The 19,885-nt window shown below is 58.5% G+C and carries 18 protein-coding genes; 7 read left to right on the top strand and 11 right to left on the bottom strand.

What is annotated here, in order from left to right; genetic code table 11:
- Window positions 1-307 precede the first annotated feature (307 nt).
- Window positions 308-1,870, top strand: coding sequence for a glutamine-hydrolyzing GMP synthase (gene guaA, locus JF70_RS04570; protein WP_045935455.1), 1,563 nt, complete (start codon window positions 308-310; stop codon window positions 1,868-1,870).
- A gap of 135 nt (window positions 1,871-2,005) precedes the next feature.
- Here guaA and JF70_RS04565 read toward each other — a convergent pair whose 3' ends face one another.
- The 7 genes from JF70_RS04565 to JF70_RS04545 all read right to left on the bottom strand — a co-directional run bounded on the left by JF70_RS04565 (window position 2,006) and on the right by JF70_RS04545 (window position 6,052).
- Complete coding sequence (locus JF70_RS04565) at window positions 2,006-2,362, bottom strand: PH domain-containing protein (RefSeq protein ID WP_045935454.1); 357 nt, start codon at window positions 2,360-2,362, stop codon at window positions 2,006-2,008.
- A gap of 3 nt (window positions 2,363-2,365) precedes the next feature.
- Complete coding sequence (locus JF70_RS04560; protein ID WP_045935453.1) at window positions 2,366-2,785, bottom strand: TetR/AcrR family transcriptional regulator; 420 nt, start codon at window positions 2,783-2,785, stop codon at window positions 2,366-2,368.
- A gap of 32 nt (window positions 2,786-2,817) precedes the next feature.
- A complete protein-coding gene (locus JF70_RS08955) occupies window positions 2,818-3,159 on the bottom strand; it encodes a hypothetical protein (RefSeq protein ID WP_156149595.1) in 342 nt (113 codons plus the stop codon).
- 886 nt (window positions 3,160-4,045) lie between these two features.
- Complete coding sequence (locus JF70_RS04555) at window positions 4,046-4,342, bottom strand: hypothetical protein (RefSeq protein ID WP_045935452.1); 297 nt, start codon at window positions 4,340-4,342, stop codon at window positions 4,046-4,048.
- 246 nt (window positions 4,343-4,588) lie between these two features.
- Window positions 4,589-4,702, bottom strand: a complete 114-nt coding sequence (locus JF70_RS09175; RefSeq protein ID WP_231578853.1) for a ParA family protein — start codon at window positions 4,700-4,702, stop codon at window positions 4,589-4,591.
- A 296-nt stretch (window positions 4,703-4,998) separates the two neighbouring features.
- The gene (locus JF70_RS04550) at window positions 4,999-5,364 is read right to left on the bottom strand and encodes a hypothetical protein (RefSeq protein ID WP_045935451.1); all 366 of its coding nucleotides are present in this window, start codon (window positions 5,362-5,364) and stop codon (window positions 4,999-5,001) included.
- Window positions 5,365-5,578: 214 nt separating this feature from the next.
- Window positions 5,579-6,052 carry a hypothetical protein gene (locus JF70_RS04545; protein WP_045935450.1) on the bottom strand — a complete coding sequence of 158 codons (474 nt, stop codon included), beginning with the start codon at window positions 6,050-6,052 and terminating at the stop codon, window positions 5,579-5,581.
- 604 nt (window positions 6,053-6,656) lie between these two features.
- Here JF70_RS04545 and JF70_RS04540 point away from each other — a divergent pair.
- The 3 genes from JF70_RS04540 (at window position 6,657) to JF70_RS09225 (ending at window position 12,980) form a co-directional block, all read left to right on the top strand.
- Window positions 6,657-7,709 (top strand): hypothetical protein, encoded by a 1,053-nt coding sequence (locus tag JF70_RS04540; RefSeq protein ID WP_052690741.1) that lies wholly within the window; start codon window positions 6,657-6,659, stop codon window positions 7,707-7,709.
- 114 nt (window positions 7,710-7,823) lie between these two features.
- Entirely contained in the window at window positions 7,824-12,176 is a 4,353-nt protein-coding gene (locus JF70_RS04535) for an LPXTG cell wall anchor domain-containing protein (RefSeq protein ID WP_156149594.1), read from the top strand.
- 219 nt (window positions 12,177-12,395) lie between these two features.
- The gene (locus JF70_RS09225; RefSeq protein WP_082069393.1) at window positions 12,396-12,980 is read left to right on the top strand and encodes a DUF4062 domain-containing protein; all 585 of its coding nucleotides are present in this window, start codon (window positions 12,396-12,398) and stop codon (window positions 12,978-12,980) included.
- Between the two features lie 447 nt (window positions 12,981-13,427).
- On the opposite strand, the gene JF70_RS09220 is transcribed toward JF70_RS09225, so the two are convergent.
- From JF70_RS09220 to JF70_RS04520, 3 genes are all read right to left on the bottom strand, one after another.
- Window positions 13,428-13,826 (bottom strand): isoaspartyl peptidase/L-asparaginase, encoded by a 399-nt coding sequence (locus tag JF70_RS09220; protein ID WP_052690740.1) that lies wholly within the window; start codon window positions 13,824-13,826, stop codon window positions 13,428-13,430.
- A gap of 60 nt (window positions 13,827-13,886) precedes the next feature.
- Complete coding sequence (locus tag JF70_RS09100) at window positions 13,887-14,123, bottom strand: isoaspartyl peptidase/L-asparaginase (protein ID WP_231578847.1); 237 nt, start codon at window positions 14,121-14,123, stop codon at window positions 13,887-13,889.
- 616 nt (window positions 14,124-14,739) lie between these two features.
- Window positions 14,740-15,564, bottom strand: coding sequence for an oxidoreductase (locus JF70_RS04520; protein WP_045936125.1), 825 nt, complete (start codon window positions 15,562-15,564; stop codon window positions 14,740-14,742).
- A 773-nt stretch (window positions 15,565-16,337) separates the two neighbouring features.
- Between JF70_RS04520 and JF70_RS04515 the strand changes: the two genes are divergently transcribed.
- Window positions 16,338-17,510, top strand: a complete 1,173-nt coding sequence (locus JF70_RS04515) for an aminotransferase class I/II-fold pyridoxal phosphate-dependent enzyme (protein WP_045935448.1) — start codon at window positions 16,338-16,340, stop codon at window positions 17,508-17,510.
- A gap of 80 nt (window positions 17,511-17,590) precedes the next feature.
- Entirely contained in the window at window positions 17,591-18,583 is a 993-nt protein-coding gene (locus JF70_RS04510; RefSeq protein ID WP_045935447.1) for a D-2-hydroxyacid dehydrogenase, read from the top strand.
- 39 nt (window positions 18,584-18,622) lie between these two features.
- On the opposite strand, the gene JF70_RS04505 is transcribed toward JF70_RS04510, so the two are convergent.
- The gene (locus tag JF70_RS04505; protein ID WP_045935446.1) at window positions 18,623-19,213 is read right to left on the bottom strand and encodes a xanthine phosphoribosyltransferase; all 591 of its coding nucleotides are present in this window, start codon (window positions 19,211-19,213) and stop codon (window positions 18,623-18,625) included.
- 247 nt (window positions 19,214-19,460) lie between these two features.
- On the opposite strand from JF70_RS04505, the gene JF70_RS04500 reads away from it, so the two are divergent.
- Window positions 19,461-19,754: a hypothetical protein gene (locus JF70_RS04500; RefSeq protein ID WP_045924523.1), complete on the top strand. Its 294-nt coding sequence runs from the start codon at window positions 19,461-19,463 to the stop codon at window positions 19,752-19,754.
- The last annotated feature ends 131 nt before the right edge of the window (window positions 19,755-19,885 follow it).

Raw genomic sequence — 19,885 nt, 5'->3', positions numbered from 1 at the left:
ATTTACCTCGGTTACGGGCTCGTACGGTGTCATTTCAGGCATCCGTCGGGTTCGTACCCAATGCCTACATGGTACGTGAACGAGCAGACTTTTCTGAACGTTTTCTTGCAGTGTGTGTTCGCTCTTGTGAGAAAATGCGAGGGAATTGTCTGCTTGCAGACATGAATTTCCGCCGGGGGTGCCGATGAGGGCTCAATGACGGTAGCATTGTCGAAAACTGCAACCATACTGGACTTGTCCGCGAGCGTTGAATCATCGCTTTCGGACATCCGTGGCAGATACAGCATACATATATATAAGGAGTCTTATGGCACAGGGTCCCGTCCTGGTGGTCGATTTCGGTGCGCAGTACGCCCAGCTGATCGCTCGTCGAGTCAGGGAGGCGGGGGTCTACTCCGAGCTGGTACCTCATTCGATGAGCCTGGATCAGATGCTGGCCAAGGATCCAAAGGCGGTCATCCTCTCCGGTGGACCGGCCTCTGTCTACGTGGACGGGGCGCCGACCATCGACAAGAGGATTTTCGAGGCGGGGGTGCCCGTGCTGGGCATCTGCTACGGCTTCCAGGTCATGGCCCATGAGCTGGGCGGCGAGGTGGACAAGGCGGCCCTGGGGGAGTACGGCAAGACCGAGGCCTTCATCGACAGCGCCAAGGGAATACTGCAGGATTCTCCCGCGCGGCAGGATGTGTGGATGAGCCATGGCGTCGCCGTCAACCGTGCGCCCGAAGGCTTTGAGGTTCTGGCGCATACCGAGGGTGCTCCGGTGGCGGCCATGCAGGATCCTTCCCGGGGGCTGTACGGGGTCCAGTGGCATCCCGAGGTCACCAACACCCCTCTGGGGCAGGACCTGATCGACCGCTTCCTGCATCAGTGCGCCGGACTGCCGTCGGATTGGAACGCCTCGGGCATCATCGAGCAGCAGGTGGAGAAGATCCGTCGCACGGTGGGTGACGACCAGGTCATCTGCGGCCTGTCGGGCGGCGTCGATTCAGCCGTGGCGGCCGCTCTGGTCCACAGGGCCGTCGGCGACCAGCTGACCTGCGTCTTCGTGGATCATGGTCTGCTGCGTAAGGGGGAGGCCGAGCAGGTCAAGCATGATTTTGTTGCCGCCACGGGTATCAAGCTGATTGCCGTGGATGCCTCGCAGGACTTCCTGACGGCCCTCAAGGGCGTTTCCGAGCCCGAACGCAAGCGCAAGATCATCGGCGAGAAGTTCATCCGCACCTTTGAAAAGGCCCAGCGGCAGGTGATCGAGAAAGCCGGCAAGACTGGCAAGGAAGTCAAGTTCCTGGTGCAGGGCACGCTCTACCCGGACGTAGTCGAGTCCGGCGGCGGAGACGGAGCGGCCAATATCAAATCCCACCACAACGTGGGCGGTCTGCCCAAGGATGTCAAGTTCAAGCTGATCGAGCCCCTGCGCACCCTCTTCAAGGATGAGGTCCGGGCCATCGGCACCGAACTGGGCCTGCCTGACCAGATCGTCTGGCGTCAGCCCTTCCCGGGCCCCGGTCTGGGCATCCGCATCATCGGCGAGATCACCCAGGAACGTTTGGAGACCCTGCGTGAGGCCGACGCCATCGCCCGCGAAGAGTTGTCCAAGGCCGGGCTGGATCGGCAGATCTGGCAGTGCCCGGTGGTGTTGCTGGCCAATGTGCATTCAGTAGGTGTGCAGGGCGACGAGCGTACCTATGGTTCGCCGATCGTGCTGCGTCCGGTCTCCTCCGAGGATGCCATGACCGCTGACTGGACGCGTCTGCCCTATGACGTGCTGGCCACCATCTCCACGCGCATTACCAACGAGTGCCCGGGCATCAACCGCGTGGTCCTGGACTGCACCTCCAAGCCTCCGGCAACCATCGAGTGGGAGTGAGCATCTGGGCCGACAAATCATACGGCAATACGTCAAAGACCATATGGTCATATGACTTGTCGGCCCACCTATTTTGTTCTTGGGCCATTAAATGTCGATAGTCGATAAAAGAGCTCAGGTCCGGCAATTTATTGTTTACTGCTTTGTAATGGCCACATTGATCTGGTTGACCAGCTCGCGGGGTTGCTCCACCCCGAGCACCAGCCGGTCATAGTGCTCGTCCTTGAGTTGGATGACGATGGGACTTTCCGGTCTGGTGACATTCCAGAATGTCTTTTCCCCATGCTCAATGTATGTGCCGGCCCATTTACCGGGAACATGAAGGCCGGGCGCACGCAGGCCTTTGGCATCATCAAGAATGCCCGGATCCTCGCTGGCGCCGAGAACATGCTCGAGCGGCACCACCAGTTTCCCTTTGAACGACCACATCTTATCCAAGCCCTGCGGTTCAACTTCCAGCGTCCGCCCGACAATTGCCACCTTGTTGTTCATGACTTATCTTCTTTCATCATCAGACTGCAACCGAATATGTGCACGCTGCAGCAGCGTCTCGCCAAGGAGCGTGGCGACATCAGCGGTCACAGCATTGGTATCTCCCGATCCCGAGCAGGACAGCTTCGCAAGGTAATCCCTGACCAGCCTGCGAACCTCAGTATCATGGTCTGACAGCTCCATGAGTGCCACCAATACCAGATTGAGCACTCCTGAATCGCGCGACTCCGAATCCGTTGCATCATGCAGCGCAGCTACGAACATGCCACGCTTGCTGCCGAAGGCACCGTAGAGACTGCCTCGGAGCAGACCCGTGGCCTTGACGAGAGCATCAATCGACGTGCCCTCATAGCCATGCTCCAGGAAAACCTCGCGGGCACGGGCAAGTACCTCATCATCATCGAAACTTCTCTTGCGACTCATGCTCGTCAAGATAGCATTATTTGACTAAACAGTCAAGAATGATAAACGGTATTTTTACCCGCAAATATCGTTTCCTCTTTTTGGAAGCTGTCGGTGCTGGGAATAGTAATTCGCTGGCTAAGCTTCCGGTAATGAACACAAGAATTAAGAGCCATGAAGATGGCCCCCACCCGAGCATAAAGATTGCGATAGGAGAGAGTGATAACCAGTGTAATAATTACGTATCCCAATGACACTGCTGGCCCTGAAGGACTTTCTGTGTTCTGTTTTTCGATTGAATGAAAATATTCAGGGTTTCCAGGGAACCGATAAGGAATACGAGTACCAGCTGGGTAGTCGCGTGCATTGTTGAACGAGTATGCGCGGTTTTCCAAAAAATTGTTACAACGAGAAAGATCAGTGTAAATATCACCCCTTCAACACCGCTAACGATGATATTACCAATCCAGATATCTATAAATAAAAGGTCGAAACCGCTCCGCTTCTCTTCCTGGTTTCATTCGATACTCTTTAATTATAAGTAAAGTTGGCGAATGCGAGCATTTTCGGTGTTAGTCGTTGCCGGAATTGCAAATACTCAGAGCATAAATCAGCTGAAACACTGCCGTATTACGGAGTCAAATTCCAATTATTCCCAACAGCACATTGGGGGAAATCTTCTCTAGTTGGAACCTGTTCAATCATTGGCTTCTGTGCAGTTGTAGTGAGTTCAGAGGCGCTCGCTGTTCCAGTAACACCAACATCTGCGTCGCTGACACGCTTGCGGCCACTAGGGTCGGTGGCTTGTGTGTTCTTTGACAGCATACCGAACGGCTTAGCCATGCAGTATCCGCAGAAAACAAAAAAGTCAGCATAATTGCTGATGAGATCAATGCTGCAGGAAAGACACATGATGATTCAATGGCTTTTGTTGCGTAATTGTAGAGCGCTGTATCGCCTCTGATTAATGTGATGGGCAAGGTTAGCGCAGCGGTCTAGGCCAGGTCTAACCGAGATCTTCCGCAATCCAACAAGTGTTCCGGGAAGCGCCATTAGCATCATCAAAACTAGAGTTATGGCCGCACTGGTGTTACCCCCGGACAGTGAGACAGATGGCTCATCTCCATAAAATAGCTGAGAAAGCGAGAAGCATTATCTTATTGGGGGAGAAGATATACCCGAACAAAACGGTCCCAATCACGATGGGCTCGATATGTAGTCAATTGGATGACTTTGAGGCATACCTATATGTCCAGTTCGCTTGATTGGGACTGGAAGGGCTCACGGAATATTGCAATTGGTGTCAGGCAGACTCTTGATGCCTGTACCATCTGTGTTGCCTTCAGTTCGGTAAGCTCGCGCTGTCATCTGGGCAAGATACACGGCTGATTTCAGACTTAGACTCGGCTCCGCATGCCTGAGTTCACGGATGAACACAACTTGATCCTTGCTGGGATCTATTCCCCTAGATGTAGCGATGCTTTGAGCCCATTCCACTGCAGTAGCCATCGGGTCTTCGCAGTCAGCAAATATCATTGTGACTTCAACCCTCGGATTGTTGTCATTCGTCAAGCTCATGGCTTTTCCTTTCAAAGTTCCTGGTGCTTATTTTCTGGCCGCTGAAGTGTTGACCACTTCTATCATTCAGCTGTAAGAGTCGTCGTCAAAGCCCCAACGCCGATCTGAACGCACTCAGCTGAAGAGGCAGTAACGAAGGAGAAAATCGACGGGATTGGCGAGAGCGCCGGAGTGGTATCAAATCCGTAAGCGCGAGTTCTGCGGGAAAGGCATAGGCCTCGTAGCCAGAAATAAGACTCGTTACGTTCAATGTAGAGGTTGGCATATTCGGTTCCTTCTGGTGCCGGCGGTGAGCGTGATGCTGGTGGTCTTGCCGACGCCTCCCTTGGTGTTGGCCCAGGCTATGACGTTTGCAATCATCGCTCCTTCCGAGTCCTTCGGACAGCACGCCTGTTTAAGGTTAGCATGCTTACTGTGTAATGTTTAAATTAAACCTTTTCATATATCATATGCAGCTAGAATGTTTACCCTGCCTAAAGGTTCGGTGTTCTGCTCTTACGCGGGCCCGGAATCATTGAGGTAAAATATTTATGTTTTACATTAAAAATTAAACATTTGATGGCTTCAAGGGGGCGCAACATTTGGTGACGCGGACGGGGGAAGCCCTTGGGCCGCGATGAACGGCTCCCGCCGCCTGGGAGACGCTTGTGCTTCCTTCACATGACGATCTTTCGTTGTTCTCGTTGACGATTTGTCTTTGCAGGTGCTCGGGTGTTGGTTCGCGACGGACTGTTGCCGCATTCGTCCCTACTCCAGGAGATGTAGCTTTCCTGCGAGATGGTCAGGAAGTCTGCGTGGCGCGCAAACCGGTCCTTAGCACTCAAGTCCTCGGTGACTTGGATTTGCATGGCGCTGACGGCATCGAGCGGGCGTCTGAACGCTTTATAATCGCCTCCGCTGGGATTGCGCATGATGTAGACCCGGTTCTGTGCATTGAGCTGCTGCCATTGTTCACCGGTCGGCTGGTCAGTCGCGTCGTTCTCCGTTGCGATGTGTACTGCCCCTTGGTATTGCTTTTGCAACAGGTCGCATCCGTTTGTCGTCGATTGCCGAAGTCTGTGCCGCTGTGTTGTAAAGCTTTGACGCTCGAGTTTTGGGTACTTTTGCGACGTGAAGCTTTTCGAGTCTGGACCCCGTCCGAGGATTGTCGGACGGTGGTAATTCTTACCTGCCTGCAAATATACGCCAGAAACGTCATGTCCCGCCGCCGCGGTGTGCGCGGCCTGCGGAAAAAAGTCATTTCTTCCGGCTATGCCTTCTTATCCGCTCGGTCGCGGGGGAGTGGGTCTCTTCCTGTTGATGATCGGTTTCCCGCAGGTAGGCGGTTAGGGCTTCCTGTATGCGCTGGCCGAGGCGCCGGCCGCCGGAGGCCTCCTTCAGCAGGGTTGCATGCTCCGGATTCAGGTCGTACCCGCATTTGTCGAAGATGTTCATGCACTGCTCGGTTGGATCCTTGCCGAAGTGCTTGCATACGATGGCGAATTCCGCGATGGTCAGCGGCACGCCGGTCAGGTGCATGATGCTGTACATTTTTGCGGCAGAAAAGCCTAAGAGTTCCGCCAGGTCAGTGATCGAGGTGTCGGAACCCTTTTCATGGAGCCAGCTCTTGATCAGAATGACCGACTCCTTATCGGCTTGATGCCATCTGCTAGATTTCATCAGAAGCCAGTTTACGGCACAGGCAAGCCTTTTTCGGACAATGGAGATCACGTCTCAGGCCCTTCTTCAACGAGTTGGGGAAATTCTCTGTTTATCTTCTGGAATACCAGAATCACAGCATTATATGTCATCGAATTTATTGAATATGAGAATTTTGGTGTATTCTGTATTGAAGAAGGCGTAACGGCTGCGGTCGGAGTCTGGATTGCAGCCGGCTATGGCGTGGGGATCCATGGGATTTTTGTGGATGCGAAGATGAGCCGACATGTTTTACGCCTACATGAGGAGAGGGGGTGCAGTGCAGGTGGCGGTCGTTGGTGTTGGTGACCGAGGGTGTCCTGCGGGGGCAAACCGTATTGCTGGTGCGGCGGCAGTTTGGGCTGCGGGCGCGGCACGTTGGCCAAGTACGTGCGTCGATTCCTCGTTCGCGGGGAGGACGGCGGGGAAAAGAAGACCCCCGGCCTGATCGGGGGGATGCATATCCAGCCCTTTGGCGAACCTGAGACTTGTCGCCAAAATTTATCTGCGGTTTACGCCGTCAGGGTTCTGAAGTAAGGATGACTGGTTTAAGTACAGGAATTTACTTTAACGCTGCGCGCGCGGTTACGATGGAAGAATACACCAGTAATCCGCGTAGATGAGAAGAGGGATATTCATGGCGGATCATGAAGATGAGGGGACCATGGACCTGCAGAGTGTGTCCAATCAAGTCGAGGGGGAAGACCAAGCGCCGCCGGCGATTGTGTCGGAGGGCGGTGGAGACCTGCCGGGCAAGCCACGACCGAAGTGGCTGGTCCCGGTGGTTGTCGCCGTGGTCGTGGTGGTGGTCGTCGTGGCTGGTCTTGTGGGCTGGCGCGTGGTGGAAAGCCGCCGGCATGATGCGGCGTTTGAATCCTGCAGCCAGGCGGTGAAGGCCTTAAAGGGGAAGACCGGCTCGGACCGGTTGGCGCAGTACCGTGAGGCGGCGGGCATAAAGACCGACCAGGTCAAGGATGCGAAGACCGTGGTGGCCATGGCCCGCAGCGTGAAGGACGCCGAAGGAATCAAGGAGCAGACGATCCGGTGCAAGGCCTCCATGTCCACCGGGGATCTGAACGCGACGGCCGACCAGGCCGGAAAGATCGACGGCAAATATGCGGCTGTGGCCAGGGCTGCCAAGGCGGTGATCGCATCCCGTGATGCGAAGGCCCTGGAGGATGCCAGGACCGCCCTGGACGGGAAGAAGGAGGAGGCGTCGAGGCTGCTGGCCGATTCGGACGGGAAGGTGGCCGACAATGCGACCCGTGACACCCTTCAGCAGGCCATCGATCAGGCGGGCCAGGTCAAGGGGGATAAGGCGAAGGCCTACCGGGATGCGGCGAATGCGCTGCAGGCGGCCATCGACCGGGTGAACGCGTCCGTGCAGGCCAAGAGCCAGGCCGACCAGCAGGCCGCAGCCCAGGCGCAGGCGCAGGCCGCACAGCAGCAGGCGCAACGGCAGGGCACCACCCAGCGCCGTCAGGCCTCCTCCAACAGTGGGCGGAGAGGCTCCACGAAATCCCGCCGGCCCGCCTACCGGCCGTCCGGCAACCGGGGCGGCGGAGGCGGCGGATCAGCTCCAGCTCCAGCTCAGGACAATTGGTCGGAACAAGCGTTTGAGGAATGGTCCAAAGGGAATACTACAGGCGGTAATGGTTGTAATTCGGCTGGCGTGTGTGTCCTTGGCTGATTGATTGAGAATTTGCCAGCGGGACCGGTTTCTTACCAGGTCTCCTATCCCGCTGGCGTTGTTTGTGGGCGACCACATGGCCGTCCCCTTCATGATAGTGGAAGGGAAACATAAATGATGACTCCTGGAAAGATCGGACGCTGGGCGTGTCGGCTTTTGCGCCTGCGCTCCGGATGGGCGGGCAAGGCGGTGGCCATAGCCGCTGCCGGGGCCACGCTTATGATCGGCGTCCAGCCGGTCTTCGCCGCCGGCGGCGCCGGATCGGGCGGCGACAACACAAGCAACTCGCATTCGGGCAAGTTCGCCCAATCCTGGGCCTACCGGGACAATGAGAGCGGCGCCTTCGGCGGCGCCGACCGGGCTGCGGTCATGACTGCGATGGCGGAGATGGGCGTGACCATCCACAACGAGCAGGCGTGGGGATCCATAGACAAGGCCCTGAATGAGGCCAACACGAACTGCCTGGCGCGTTTCAATGAGGCACATCCCGACCAGTCAGGCGATGGCCAGTGCCGCACGGTGGCCGTGGGCATGGTCACCACCCCGGGCAAGGTCTATCAAGGCCTGGACCGGGCCAGCCACGACATCTGGATAAAAAACTGGATGGCCACCGTGTCCGGCAAGACATTCAGCAACCATGGTTCACCATATAAAACCGGTGACTATTTTGCTGATCAGCCTGGTACCTCGGTTGATAAGCTTGCTGACGAGTATGCGGGCGATGCCACGCATACTTCGGTTGTGGTGATCATGCTCAACATATATGAGCCGAAGCCTGCGAATTATCGTCTCCAGGTGTCCACGGATCAGCAGTCGCTGACGGCCATGGTGGTCGGCGGCACCAATGAGGTCCAGGACGTAATCCATGCGGATGCTTCGGGCTCCCCGATCCGGGAGAACGTGACCGCGACGGTGGTCATGCATTACGATGGCCAGCCTGACGGGTATGTGGGCGCGAAGCAGGCGGTGAAGAACGTCGCCCTGCCCAACCAGGGTGATGCGCGGGTCGGGTTCACCCCGGCCGATTTCGGCCTGGCCTATTGGCAGGAGGGCCGGTACTGGTTCGATGTGCAGGTGCCGCAGCAGGGTCGCATGGATGGGGTGGTGGACACCCCGGACCGTGATCCGCGTGAGGTGTTCAGCGTCTCCTCGGTCCCCCCGCCCGCTCCGGTGAAGAAGATCCAGAAGGGCACTTCGGCCGACCGGATGGTCAACCATACGACGATCACGACCGGAACGGGCCGTGGCGGCTATGAGCTGCATTTCCGCGAGCAAATCGACCCGCATGGTGTCCCGTATTCGGTGGAGAACATCAGGTTGAGGGATCTGACCGACGGCCGTGACGTGGCCGGAGAGTTCTCGGTTGTCTGGGACCAGGCCACGGGCCTGCTGACGGTCGACCGGACCCCCGACAATGGGGAGATGCCGCTGGAGCACCAGTACGAGCTGTCCTTCGACGTGCGGGTGTCGAAGCCTGATTTCAGCAAGGTCAGCGATCATGCGACGGTGGGTTGGAACAAGAGGCCGGCCGTGGACACGGGGGCCAAGGAGTTCCCGACGTGGCGCCCCCAGCCCGACAAGTCCTGGATCAGGCAGGACACGGCGACGGGCAGGTGGGCGGCGGTCATCGACCCGTCCCGCACGGACACGACCGGCGCCGACAATGCGAAGTTCCTCGACGGCGACAGGGTGGCTTCAGTGGTGAACGCCACGGTGGCGGCCGACCTAATCGAGGCGCCCGCCCAGTTCGAGATCGGGGACGACTGGTCACAGGCGTCCTACATCTTCAAGGCGGACGACGTGTCGAAAATCCGCGTCTACCAGGCCAAGGCCGGCACCGACCGCGCCTCCTCGGTCAGCGACATCGCCAACCGGGGCCAGGATGTGACCGACCGGTTCGACATCACCATGAAAGGCACGCATGCCGTGGCCAAGGCCAAGCCGTCGTACCCGCGTGGCCTGAAGGGCATGGCGGACCCCCTGCAGGTGACGATGCTCGTCCCCGGGTCGATCAGCTTCGCCCGCGGCAAGGGAGCGGCCCAGGTGCGCAAGGACTTCGGCAGGCAGCCCGGCGACGAGCTGACCTTCTGCAAGGAGCCCGGCGCCACAGGCGCGGACCTGACCAACAGCGCCTACGAGCAGGTCAACACCCACAAGGTGGCCACCAACGAGCCGAAGATCTGCGGGTACGTGCCGCCGGTCAAGAAGGACGTGGTGTCCGAGGCCAGCCAGGGCGGCGACCAGGACAGCGTGGACGGCAAGGTCGTCTACCCCGGCCAGAAGGTCGAATACCAGCTGCTCACCCAGCCCAAACTCCCCGACGACCTGGCCTACGGGGTGTGCCGCGTGATCCTCACGGACACCTACGACCAGTGGCTCAAGGTCGACAAGCAGACCCTGGAGCTGATGGATCTGAACACCGGCCGGGTGATCCCCAAGAGCCGGTACAGCACGAAGTGGGACGACGCGCACCACCTGGTGCAGGTCGTCTTCACCGACCAGGCGCTGATCGGCCAGTGGAGGGCAGGCGGGAACCCGCGCATCCAGCTGCGGTTCGAGGGCACCGTCGGCAAGAAGGCCCCTGCCGGGCACAGGGTCAACAACCGGTGGATGCTGACCCTGAACAACAGCCTGACCCCGTCCAACGAGGTGTTCAACACCCCGCCGGACTTCAACCCGGTCAAGAAGGACGTCAGCTCGAAGGACCAGGGCGTCAGCATCGACGGGAAGACCCTCCTGCTGGGCGACACGGGCTACTACCGGGTCACCCTGGAAGCCAGGCAGACCAACCAGGCGTACGCCGTGTGGCGGCTGGGCCTGGTGGACGACTATGACGACGAGTACCTGTCCATCGACCCCTCCGGTATCGAGGTGCAGGGTTCGGACGGCAAGGACTACACCCAGAAGTTCAACATCCAGGTCAAGGACGGCGTGGTCTACGCGTTCGCCCGGACCGTGGACACCAGGGTGCCGGCGACCGGGGAGATCCTCAAGGGCGACCCGCAGCCTGCCGACCTGGCCGCCTACGCCGCCAGGAGCCACAACCCGCTGCTCGAGCCGGCCATCGACCAGGGCCTGCTGGGCCGCACCTATGACCTGGTGCTTCCCTACAGGGTCATCAAGGTCAAGGACGGCTACGTGGTGAAGAACAAGGCCACGCAGGTCATCAACGACCTGCGCAAGCAGACCAACCAGGTGTCCAACCCGCTCAAGCCGATCAACCCGTCCAAGGATGTGGTGGTCAAGGTCAACGGGGAGAGCACGAACGGCAGGAGCATCTACAAGGACCGGCTGTTCCTCTACCAGCTGGACAGCAGCATCCTGCCGGCCAACCGGGCATACGCCCAGGCCGACCGTTGGCTGATCGAGGACCAGCTGGATCCCAAGTTCGACCAGTACACGGGCCAGTGGGCCGTGTACGCCACCCGCGACCTGTACAAGGACGGGAAGGTGCTGGCCGGCAAGGGCGACCGGATCGCCGGCTCCGGGTTCGTCTCCCCGAAGCTGGGCGAGCTGTTCACCCTGGAGCAGGACCGGTCGGGCAAGGTGACCATCCAGGCCACACCCGCCTACCTGGCGCTGGTGTCCGCGTCCGGCGACCGTGATGCCGGCTGGCGCGCCTACATCCAGTGCAAGCGTCTGGCCGTCACCAAGCATCACGAGAACCGGTTCACCGAACGTTACAACGACAAGGTGAACCCCTCGAACGTGGTGTGGACCCGGACCCCGGACATGACCCCCAGGCTGCGGATCGTCAAGTTCGACACCAGGAGCGACCTGCCCCAGGGGGATCGCAACGACCCCAAGCAGGCCCTGACGGTGGACGGCGACACCGACATCACGGTGCACATCTACAACGAGTCTGGCATCGATCCCGACACGGGCACGGGCTACGTGTTCCTGGGCCGGGACCTGAAGCTGGAGGACAAGACCGTGGCCGGCGACGGCCAGGTCGTGGACTGGAAGTATCCGGACGGGTGGGCCGACTACCAGCTCAAGCCCGGCAAGTATGTGGATGTGCACGGCACCCTCAAGGGCGTCACCGGGCACCACACCAACCGGGCCAAGGTGACCGGCCGGCCGATGGCGCCCTGCGTGGTCCCCGGCGACGACAAGCCCTTCGACCCGAAGGACCCCGACGCCAAGCCCGTCCAGGAGACGCCGAAGGATGCGGTCATGGTCGACGGGGTGGCCCTGTGCGGGGACACCACGGTGGAGTCCAACACCGACGACTGGAACGGCAAGGTCGAGCCTCCGGCCCTGCCCGCCACGGGCTCACAGATCGCCCTGGTTGTCCTGGCCGCCGGGCTGATGCTCCTGGGCGGTTACGTGGCCGTCCAGGGCGGAGCCTGGATGCGTCGCCGGCGTGCGGAGAACCATGAGGCCGCCCTCGCGTTCAGCGAGCAGGTCATGGCCCAGGCCGGAGCGCCGGAGCCTGACGACCCGCGGGACGAACAGCCCCGCTGACGGTATCCGAGCCGCACCCCTGCAAGGGGTGCGGCCCCTTCCTTGCAATGCTTCCCTGCCGGGCTTCTTTGTCGGCCGCCTGCTTCTTAGGTTGCCTCTATTTCTCGGCCCGGCTGGGCAGTGGTCCCTTGTCAGGGATGATCCGGGTGCAGCGGCGGACGGGCTGCCTTCCCGCCGCCGGCTGCATCGTCGGTCCTCCGGTCCTGTAACGGATCGGTAATGATTCTTCCCGTATGTGTTCTAACTGACGTGAGCGGGATGATGCGCGGAGGAGCCGACTGCTTCCCCACTTCTCGGTACCTCCTCCGTTTCGCCATCATGGGTCAACGTGGCGGAAAAGCCGAGGCGGACTTCCCCTTGCCCCCTAGATCCTTGGACACCCAAATCTTCCAAGTCTTCCGTGCCACATCGCAAGCAGGCACGCTAGACAACGGGCACGATCCGCAAGTACACCAGCAGAGCAAAACACAAGTGAAACAGGCGGAACGGAAACATTACGCGGTGTTCGTCAGCTCGACCTTCGAGGATATGAAGGATATTCGCGCAACTGTGTCGGGGAAGCTATATTCCATGAAGAACTTCATGGCCTCCAACAGTAGCCAGTTCGACTACATCCGTGAAAGGCTCAATGACACCGACATCTACGTGCTGCTTCTGGGCGGCAGGTACGGCACCCTCACTCCCGGCGAGGACAGGAGCTACACGCATGAGGAGTATGAGATGGCCAAAGCCAACCCCGATGTCAGGGTGCTGTCCTTCGTCTGCAACCACCCCGAGAATCGGCCTGCCGAGAGACGCCGGTAAGACGATGATGAGCACGACAAGCTCATGAAATTCACTAAGGAAGCGGAAAGCAGCAAAATGGTCGGACTCTGGAATGTCGATACCAGCCCGGAGAACATGTTGAAGACCAACATCTCATCAGGCATGGCGGTATCCGTCTGCTCGGTCGGGCTGCGGACGGCTGGCCTTTGGCCCCTGAGGAATAATCGACGTAGATCCTCTCACGCCTCGCCTTCTTGAGAGTGTCGGTCTGCAGATCCTCATTCTGCTCAAGTGCGCTCACACTCGCATAGCCGATCGGCATGCCCCCCCTCCAACAGTCGGCGGTGACGATTGGACGGGCCTGCCTGAGGCTATTGATTTTAAAATCACATGTTTAGCATGCATAAATTAAAAAATTAGTTTATTCAAACTTATGGCTTTCATCAGGCAACATAGCCGTCCCTGCGCCCAATATATTGAAAACGGTCATTTGATGGGCGCCTTTAGTGAGCGCTTATATTCCTGCAGCCATTCCTTCTTCACCGGCTCGATTCGTGCTCCGCCCTTGCTATCCGGATGGGCCCTGAGTATTTGTATCTGCTCGCTTTGTCTGGCTGTGCAAAAGGCGAATTCCATGTTGGTGGCGGCCGCCCCTCTGATGGCGCTGTCTACATAGATGCCCGAGCTGGGCAGGGGAGAATCGGCTACTCTGCCCGGCTGCTTCATAAGTAGCCGCGATGTCGATGTGTCGGCAGCCACCAACCCCTGGCATATCCAAGGTGATGGTCCCGACCGTATCGTGCCCTCGGTAGGGGCCGGCAGACTCCGGTGTTGCAGCCTTGGCAGCTTCCAGCTTCCAGCGTCTTCTGGCCTGTCCGTCAGCATATTGCGCATTTTGAATCTGCTGACCTGATCATAGCGAGTTGCCCCCGTGCCACCAAGAAACTACTTGTATGGCGTCAGCTCAGCTATCTGGCCACGGATATGGGGTGGGTGGAGTACATGCTGGATGCCGGCCACTGCGACCAAGGCCATGCTGTTCCCGTCCATGAAGGCGGCATCCACCTCCATCATGCCTTCCGGGTTGGGCTCAATCTCTTGAATCAGCACCTCTACAGCATCGCGCGCCCATCCACCTTTTTCAAGACTGGAACTGGACTTGACCATACTTTCATAGGCCATCCGCCAGGTAGCAATAGATGCCCGGGTGGAGTGATTGTGACTTGCTTGCTGCAGGGATGAACCACTCATTTCCTTGTTTCTTTCTGTCGGGATGGTCGCTTGGCTGTTCCTGATGGGGGCGCCAATACTGTTTTGGAGCGGAAGAGTAAGCCGGAACTCAGCCGGTCAATGGATAATCAAGCTGATAGACCGCACTATTGAGGAGCAGGTCGTCAGCAGCGGGCTTGCCTTGTTCGCGTTCAGACAGCAATTGTGTCCGTTGCTCTCTTTTTATCTTTCAATGAAAATTACTGGAGTTACTTCTTATTTTGCGAAATGTTATATTGGCACTCTTAATCGTTTGATAGGCATCAACTTTTGGTCTACATGCCGTATGGTTACTATATAGAACTTTTGAGTCGTAACAATTGAGATTACGGTTATGACTGTCAAGCTACTTGTATGGATACAGTTTCGTTGGCATTAAAACTAGAGTGTCTCATAGAGAAAATTCTAATTTTATTTAAATATTTATATATCATCTATATTGATTTATAAGAAATAAAAGATTCTTCTCTACGCAAGAAGAGTATAAACCCCCTTTTTGTTTCGGCTTGGAAATAGCCTATGCCTTCATTTACAGGTCCTTGGCATGGACCATCAGGTAATCCCAGGCACGGGTGGGTAGCAGGGCATGAAGGGCAACCAGAGGTTTGGCGCCGAAGCCCAGAAGGTAACGTGGGCGGGGATAGCGTACCGTCGAGGCACGAACGATGGCCTTGGCAATGGTTGTTGGTTGGGTCAAATGCCTGCTGGAGTAGAGCCTGCGCAGTCCGGCAGCAGCACGGAAGCCTGCCTTTTGATAGGCGCTTTTGCGGGTGACCTTCTGGAGATGGTCGGCGGCGATTGTGCCCCAGTTGGTGGCGATGGCTCCGGGCTCGATCAGGACCACGTCGATGCCGAAGGGACGCATTTCCATGCGCAGGGCGTCACTGGAGGCTTCAAGGGCGTACTTGGTGGCATGGTACCAGGCACCCATATAGGTGACCATCCGGCCTGCCATGGATGAGGTGTTGACGATTCGGCCGCGTCTGGTCCGGCGCATGGCGGGCAGTACCAGCTGGGTCAATCGGGCAAGTCCGAAGAGGTTGACCTCGAATTGTCGACGGACCTCGTCGATGGAGACCTGCTCGACCGGCCCATAGGACCCGTAGCCGGCGTTGTTGACCAGCAGATCGACCCGCTTCTCCTTCTGCAGAATTCGACCGACTGCCTTCTCGATGGAGGCAGAGTCGGTCAGGTCCATCTGCAGGGCCGTCACCCCCGTGTCGGCCAGCGGCTTCAGTCGCTCGACTCGTCGTCCTGCCGCATATACCCGGTATCCAAGATCGGCGAGCATTCGAGAGGCTTCGTACCCGATGCCGCTGGTGGCCCCAGTGACCAGCGCTACTCGTTTCGTCATTCCCTCACCCCTTTTGACCGACATCCAAGGATTCCTTCTCTTGGCTGTCTTTGAGGCAAAGTATATGACAGAGATCTCAACGCGGAGGCCTGACAGTCAAACAAGCCAGTCTCGTGGCCGAGTTCGGCGGTACGACAACACTTTGACATGGCTCTTTACCCGAATTCGTTCTTGCCGACCATTGCTTGACGACCATTGCGAAGAAATTGAGCCCAACATACAACCGACCAAGGCTTCGTGCTGGAAGGGAATGGGGTGGAATGTGATGAGAGCTTGTGCGCGGAGGGGGACGGGGCTATCTCAATGTGCTGATAAAGATCACGAACTGCGATTTGCCAGTCTGGTGAATGGGTAATCCGAGGAAGACTCCCAGGGAACCTGAAGATCTATCTGGGAAATTTCAAGATCAATCTGGTCTGGCATTGTGTCACCTGCTATAAACACGTGTTTTGCATGCCAATCGCGTCCGCAAAATGGAAGAGACTGGTCAAATAATGGTCACGCTCATATGATTGTTGAAATTCCGCAGTATGCTTATCAGCAATGCTGATTGTAGATTCCGCAGGAGGTTTCAGCATGCAGGGCACACGATTTACCTATTGGTGGCACGGATTCGATCTGTGACGCCGCGTGCCTTGTAGGAACGGTTGCATGGATCGGAACCCACCGGCCCTGCAGTCGTCGACAGCATTTCCCGTGCATCGTCACCGCATAGTCGGTAGGGCGGCACCAGCAACAATGGTTGTAGTAACCGCATGGGAAAGGACAAGCCAATGACATTGGCGGATCATATGAATGCCAGGGTCAAAGCCCTGGCGCCGAGCGACATTCTCGAGTTCAACAAGGAGATCGCCGGAATAGACGGCATCGTGAAGCTGACCCTGGGGGAGCCGGATTTCTTCACCCCCGAGCACGTCAAGCAGGCGGGCATCCAGGCCATCCAGGACAACCACAGTCATTACACCGAGAGTCGCGGCATGCCCAGTCTTCGTAAGGCGGCTGCCGATTATCTCCACTCTAAGTACGGACTGGACTACGACCCTGACAACCAGATTGTGATCACGGCAGGGGCCACTGGGGGCATCTTCTCGGGCCTGACCGCCATGATCAACCCGGGCGATACGGTCATTCTGCCCACGCCCATCTTCCCCCTCTACATCCCCATCGCCCAGCTGAGCGGAGCCAAGACCGTCTTCGTCGACACATCCGATGACGGCTTCATTCTCAGGCCGGACAAGCTGGAGGCCGCCATCGAAAACAGCGATGGTCCGGTCAAGGCCCTGGTGCTCAACTATCCGACCAATCCCACCGGAGTGACCTACGCCCGTGAGGATCTGGAGGCTCTGGCCCAGGTGGCGCGCAAGCACGGCTTCTTCGTGCTCAGCGATGAGATATACGCCGAGCTGACCTATCAGGGCACCCATGTGTCCATGGGCACCATCCTGCCCGAACAAACGGTCGTTCTTGGCGGGGTTTCCAAGTCCCATGCCATGACTGGATGGCGGGTCGGCATCGCCGCTGGCCCGGCCGATGTCATTGATCAGATCAGCAAGGTCAACGAGTTCACCATCACTTCGGTGACCACCAATGCCCAGTATGCGGCCCAGGAGGCTCTGACCAAGGGCATGAATGACACGGATCCGATGCGCGAGGCCTACCGCAAGCGGCGGGACTATCTGGTCAAGGCCCTGCCCGAGGTCGGTCTGGACGTCATCGATCCCAGGGGCGCCTTCTATATCTTCGCCCGGCTGCCCGAGGGCATGCGCGACAGCTGGAGCTTCGTCTACGACCTGGCTCGAAAGGCCAAGGTGGCGGTAATCCCCGGAGCAAGCTTCGGGCCTGGGGGAGAAGGCTACGTCCGCATCTCCTATGCTGCCTCCATGGAGGATCTGCATACCGCCGTGGAGCGGATCGGCGACTATATGCGCGCTCAAAATCGTGGCTGATCCTTCCGGCGATTCACTCGGCGATCATCACAACCATCATCTAGCAACAATCAACGAGGACAGTTACCAAGGACTAGAAAATGACCAGCATTCTCATGTATTCAGTACGCCCCGACGAGCAGGAGGCCATTCAGGCCTGGGCGCAAGCCAATGACATTCAGGTGGACACCACCAACCACGATCTGGGGATGAAAACCGTGGACATGATCAAGGGATACGACGGCATCGTCATCCAGCAGCACGCGGCCCTGCCCGAGCCCGAGCTCTACCAGCGGCTCAAGGAGTATGGCCTCAAGCAGCTGACCCTGCGGATCACCGGCTATGACATCGTCAACCTGCAGGCCGCTCGGGAGAACGGGCTTGTCGTCACCAACGTGCCTGCCTACTCGCCCCGGTCGGTCTCCGAACTGGTCCTGGCCCAGGTCATGCGTCTGGTCCGGCATCTGGGGGAGGCCAGCGCTCGCGAGGCCAAGGACGACTATACCTGGGCTGGGCTTCAGGCCCACGAGATCCACAATCTGACCGTGGGGATCATCGGAGCCGGCAAGATCGGATCGGCAGTGGCCAGGATCTTCCGGGCCCTGGGCTCCACCGTCATCGCCAACGATCCAGTTCACCGCCCCGAGCTGGCGGACACCCTGGATTACGTGGACCTGCCCACCCTTTTGCAGCGGGCCGACATCGTCACCGTTCATACGCCGCTGGACGAGACAACACACCATCTGATCAACGCGCAGGCGCTGGAAGCCATGAAGCCCTCGGCCTTCCTGATCAACGCCGCCCGTGGCCCCATTGTGGACACCCCGGCCCTGATCAAGGCCCTGCAGACCAAGTCCATTGCCGGTGCCGCCATCGACACCATCGAGGGGGAGGCCGGCATCTTCGAAAATGATTTGAGCGGGACCAAAGTCGACAACCAGGCCCTGGAGACCCTCAAGGCCATGCCCAATGTGGAGGTCTCGCCCCACATCGGCTTCTACACCGATGCCGCCGTGACCGCCATGGTCAACATCTCGCTGAACGACGTGAAGACCATTCTGGAGGGCGGCACCAGCGAGCATCAGGTGGACTGAGTCCATCGTTTATGCGACCCGGACCGGGTGCCGACCTACTCAGGCAGGATTGTGAGCAAAGGTGATGGTGCCCTGGTCCGGGTCCATGCTTTCCACAATGGCCAGGGACTTGAGGTTGTAGCCCTCTTTGCGCAGGGTGCGGCCGCCCTCCTGGAAGCCCTTCTCCACGGCGATGCCGATGCCCTCGATGACGACCTTGGCATCATGGCAGATGTCGATCAGCCCGTGCAGGGCGTTGCCCTTGGCCAGGAAGTCGTCAAGGATCAGCACATGCTCGCCCTTCTTGAGGAAGCGTTTGGCCACGATGACGGGGTACTCACGCTGCTTGGTGAAGGAGTAGATGCGGGTCGTGTACTGGTCGCCGTCAAGGTTGATGGACTGGGTCTTCTTGGCGAAGACCACCGGCACGTCCCCGAAGTGGCGGGCGGCCAGGCAGGCGATGCCGATGCCGGATGCCTCGATGGTCAGAATCTTGTCGATCTGGTGCCCAGCGAACAGGCGGGCCCATTCAGCGCCCATGTGGTCGAAGAGCCGCACGTCGCACTGATGGTTGAGGAAGGCGTCCACCTTGAGTACATTGCCAGGCTTGACCGTGCCCTGGCGGCGGATTCGCTCCTCAAGTTCCTGCATGTCATCGTCCTTGTCGTCATGAATGCGGGGCCCCTATGGTCCCGACGGATAGACACCAAGATAACCCGGTTCTGGGACTGTGGTCCGGCCGCCCTGATCCGCCAGGTTTCACCTCCAGCGGATTGGAGTGTCTTCCTGGCGTGTCAGCCCGTCAATCCGCGGATTCAAGGCCCTAACTGTTACAGTGAAAATTGACCGCAATGGTCACGCATCGTCACGGTGCGTTCAAGGACCTAAGGAGGACCATATGGGGATTCTGGATGATGCAAAGGATGCCATGAAGTCTGCCGGCGAGAAGATTTCCGATGTCGCTGGCGATGTAAAGGACACCGTTATGGACAAGGCATCCGATGCCAAGGACGCCGTTGCCGATAAGATGGGCGACGCCAAGGACGCTGCCCAGGACAAGATGGGCGACGCCAAGGACGCCGCCTCCGACAAGATGGACCAGGCCAAGGCCGATGCCAAGGTCGGCAAGGCCAAGGCTGAGCAGGGCGCCACCGAGGCTGTCAACAACGCCAAGGACCAAGTGCGCAACTGACCGGGTCATCTCGACTTCCCCGACTAAACCCCGTTCGCTTTCCTTATCTAAGGCGGACGGGGTCTTTTATTTGTGTTGGTATGCTTGCTGGCTAACCCATGAGCCAAGACCGATGACACCGCTTTGTGGTA

Source organism: Bifidobacterium mellis (assembly GCF_000967265.1).
Taxonomy (GTDB): Bacteria; Actinomycetota; Actinomycetes; order Actinomycetales; family Bifidobacteriaceae; genus Bombiscardovia; species Bombiscardovia mellis.
Note: the sequence above shows the minus strand (reverse complement) of the source record. Positions and strands in the feature narration are given on the sequence as shown.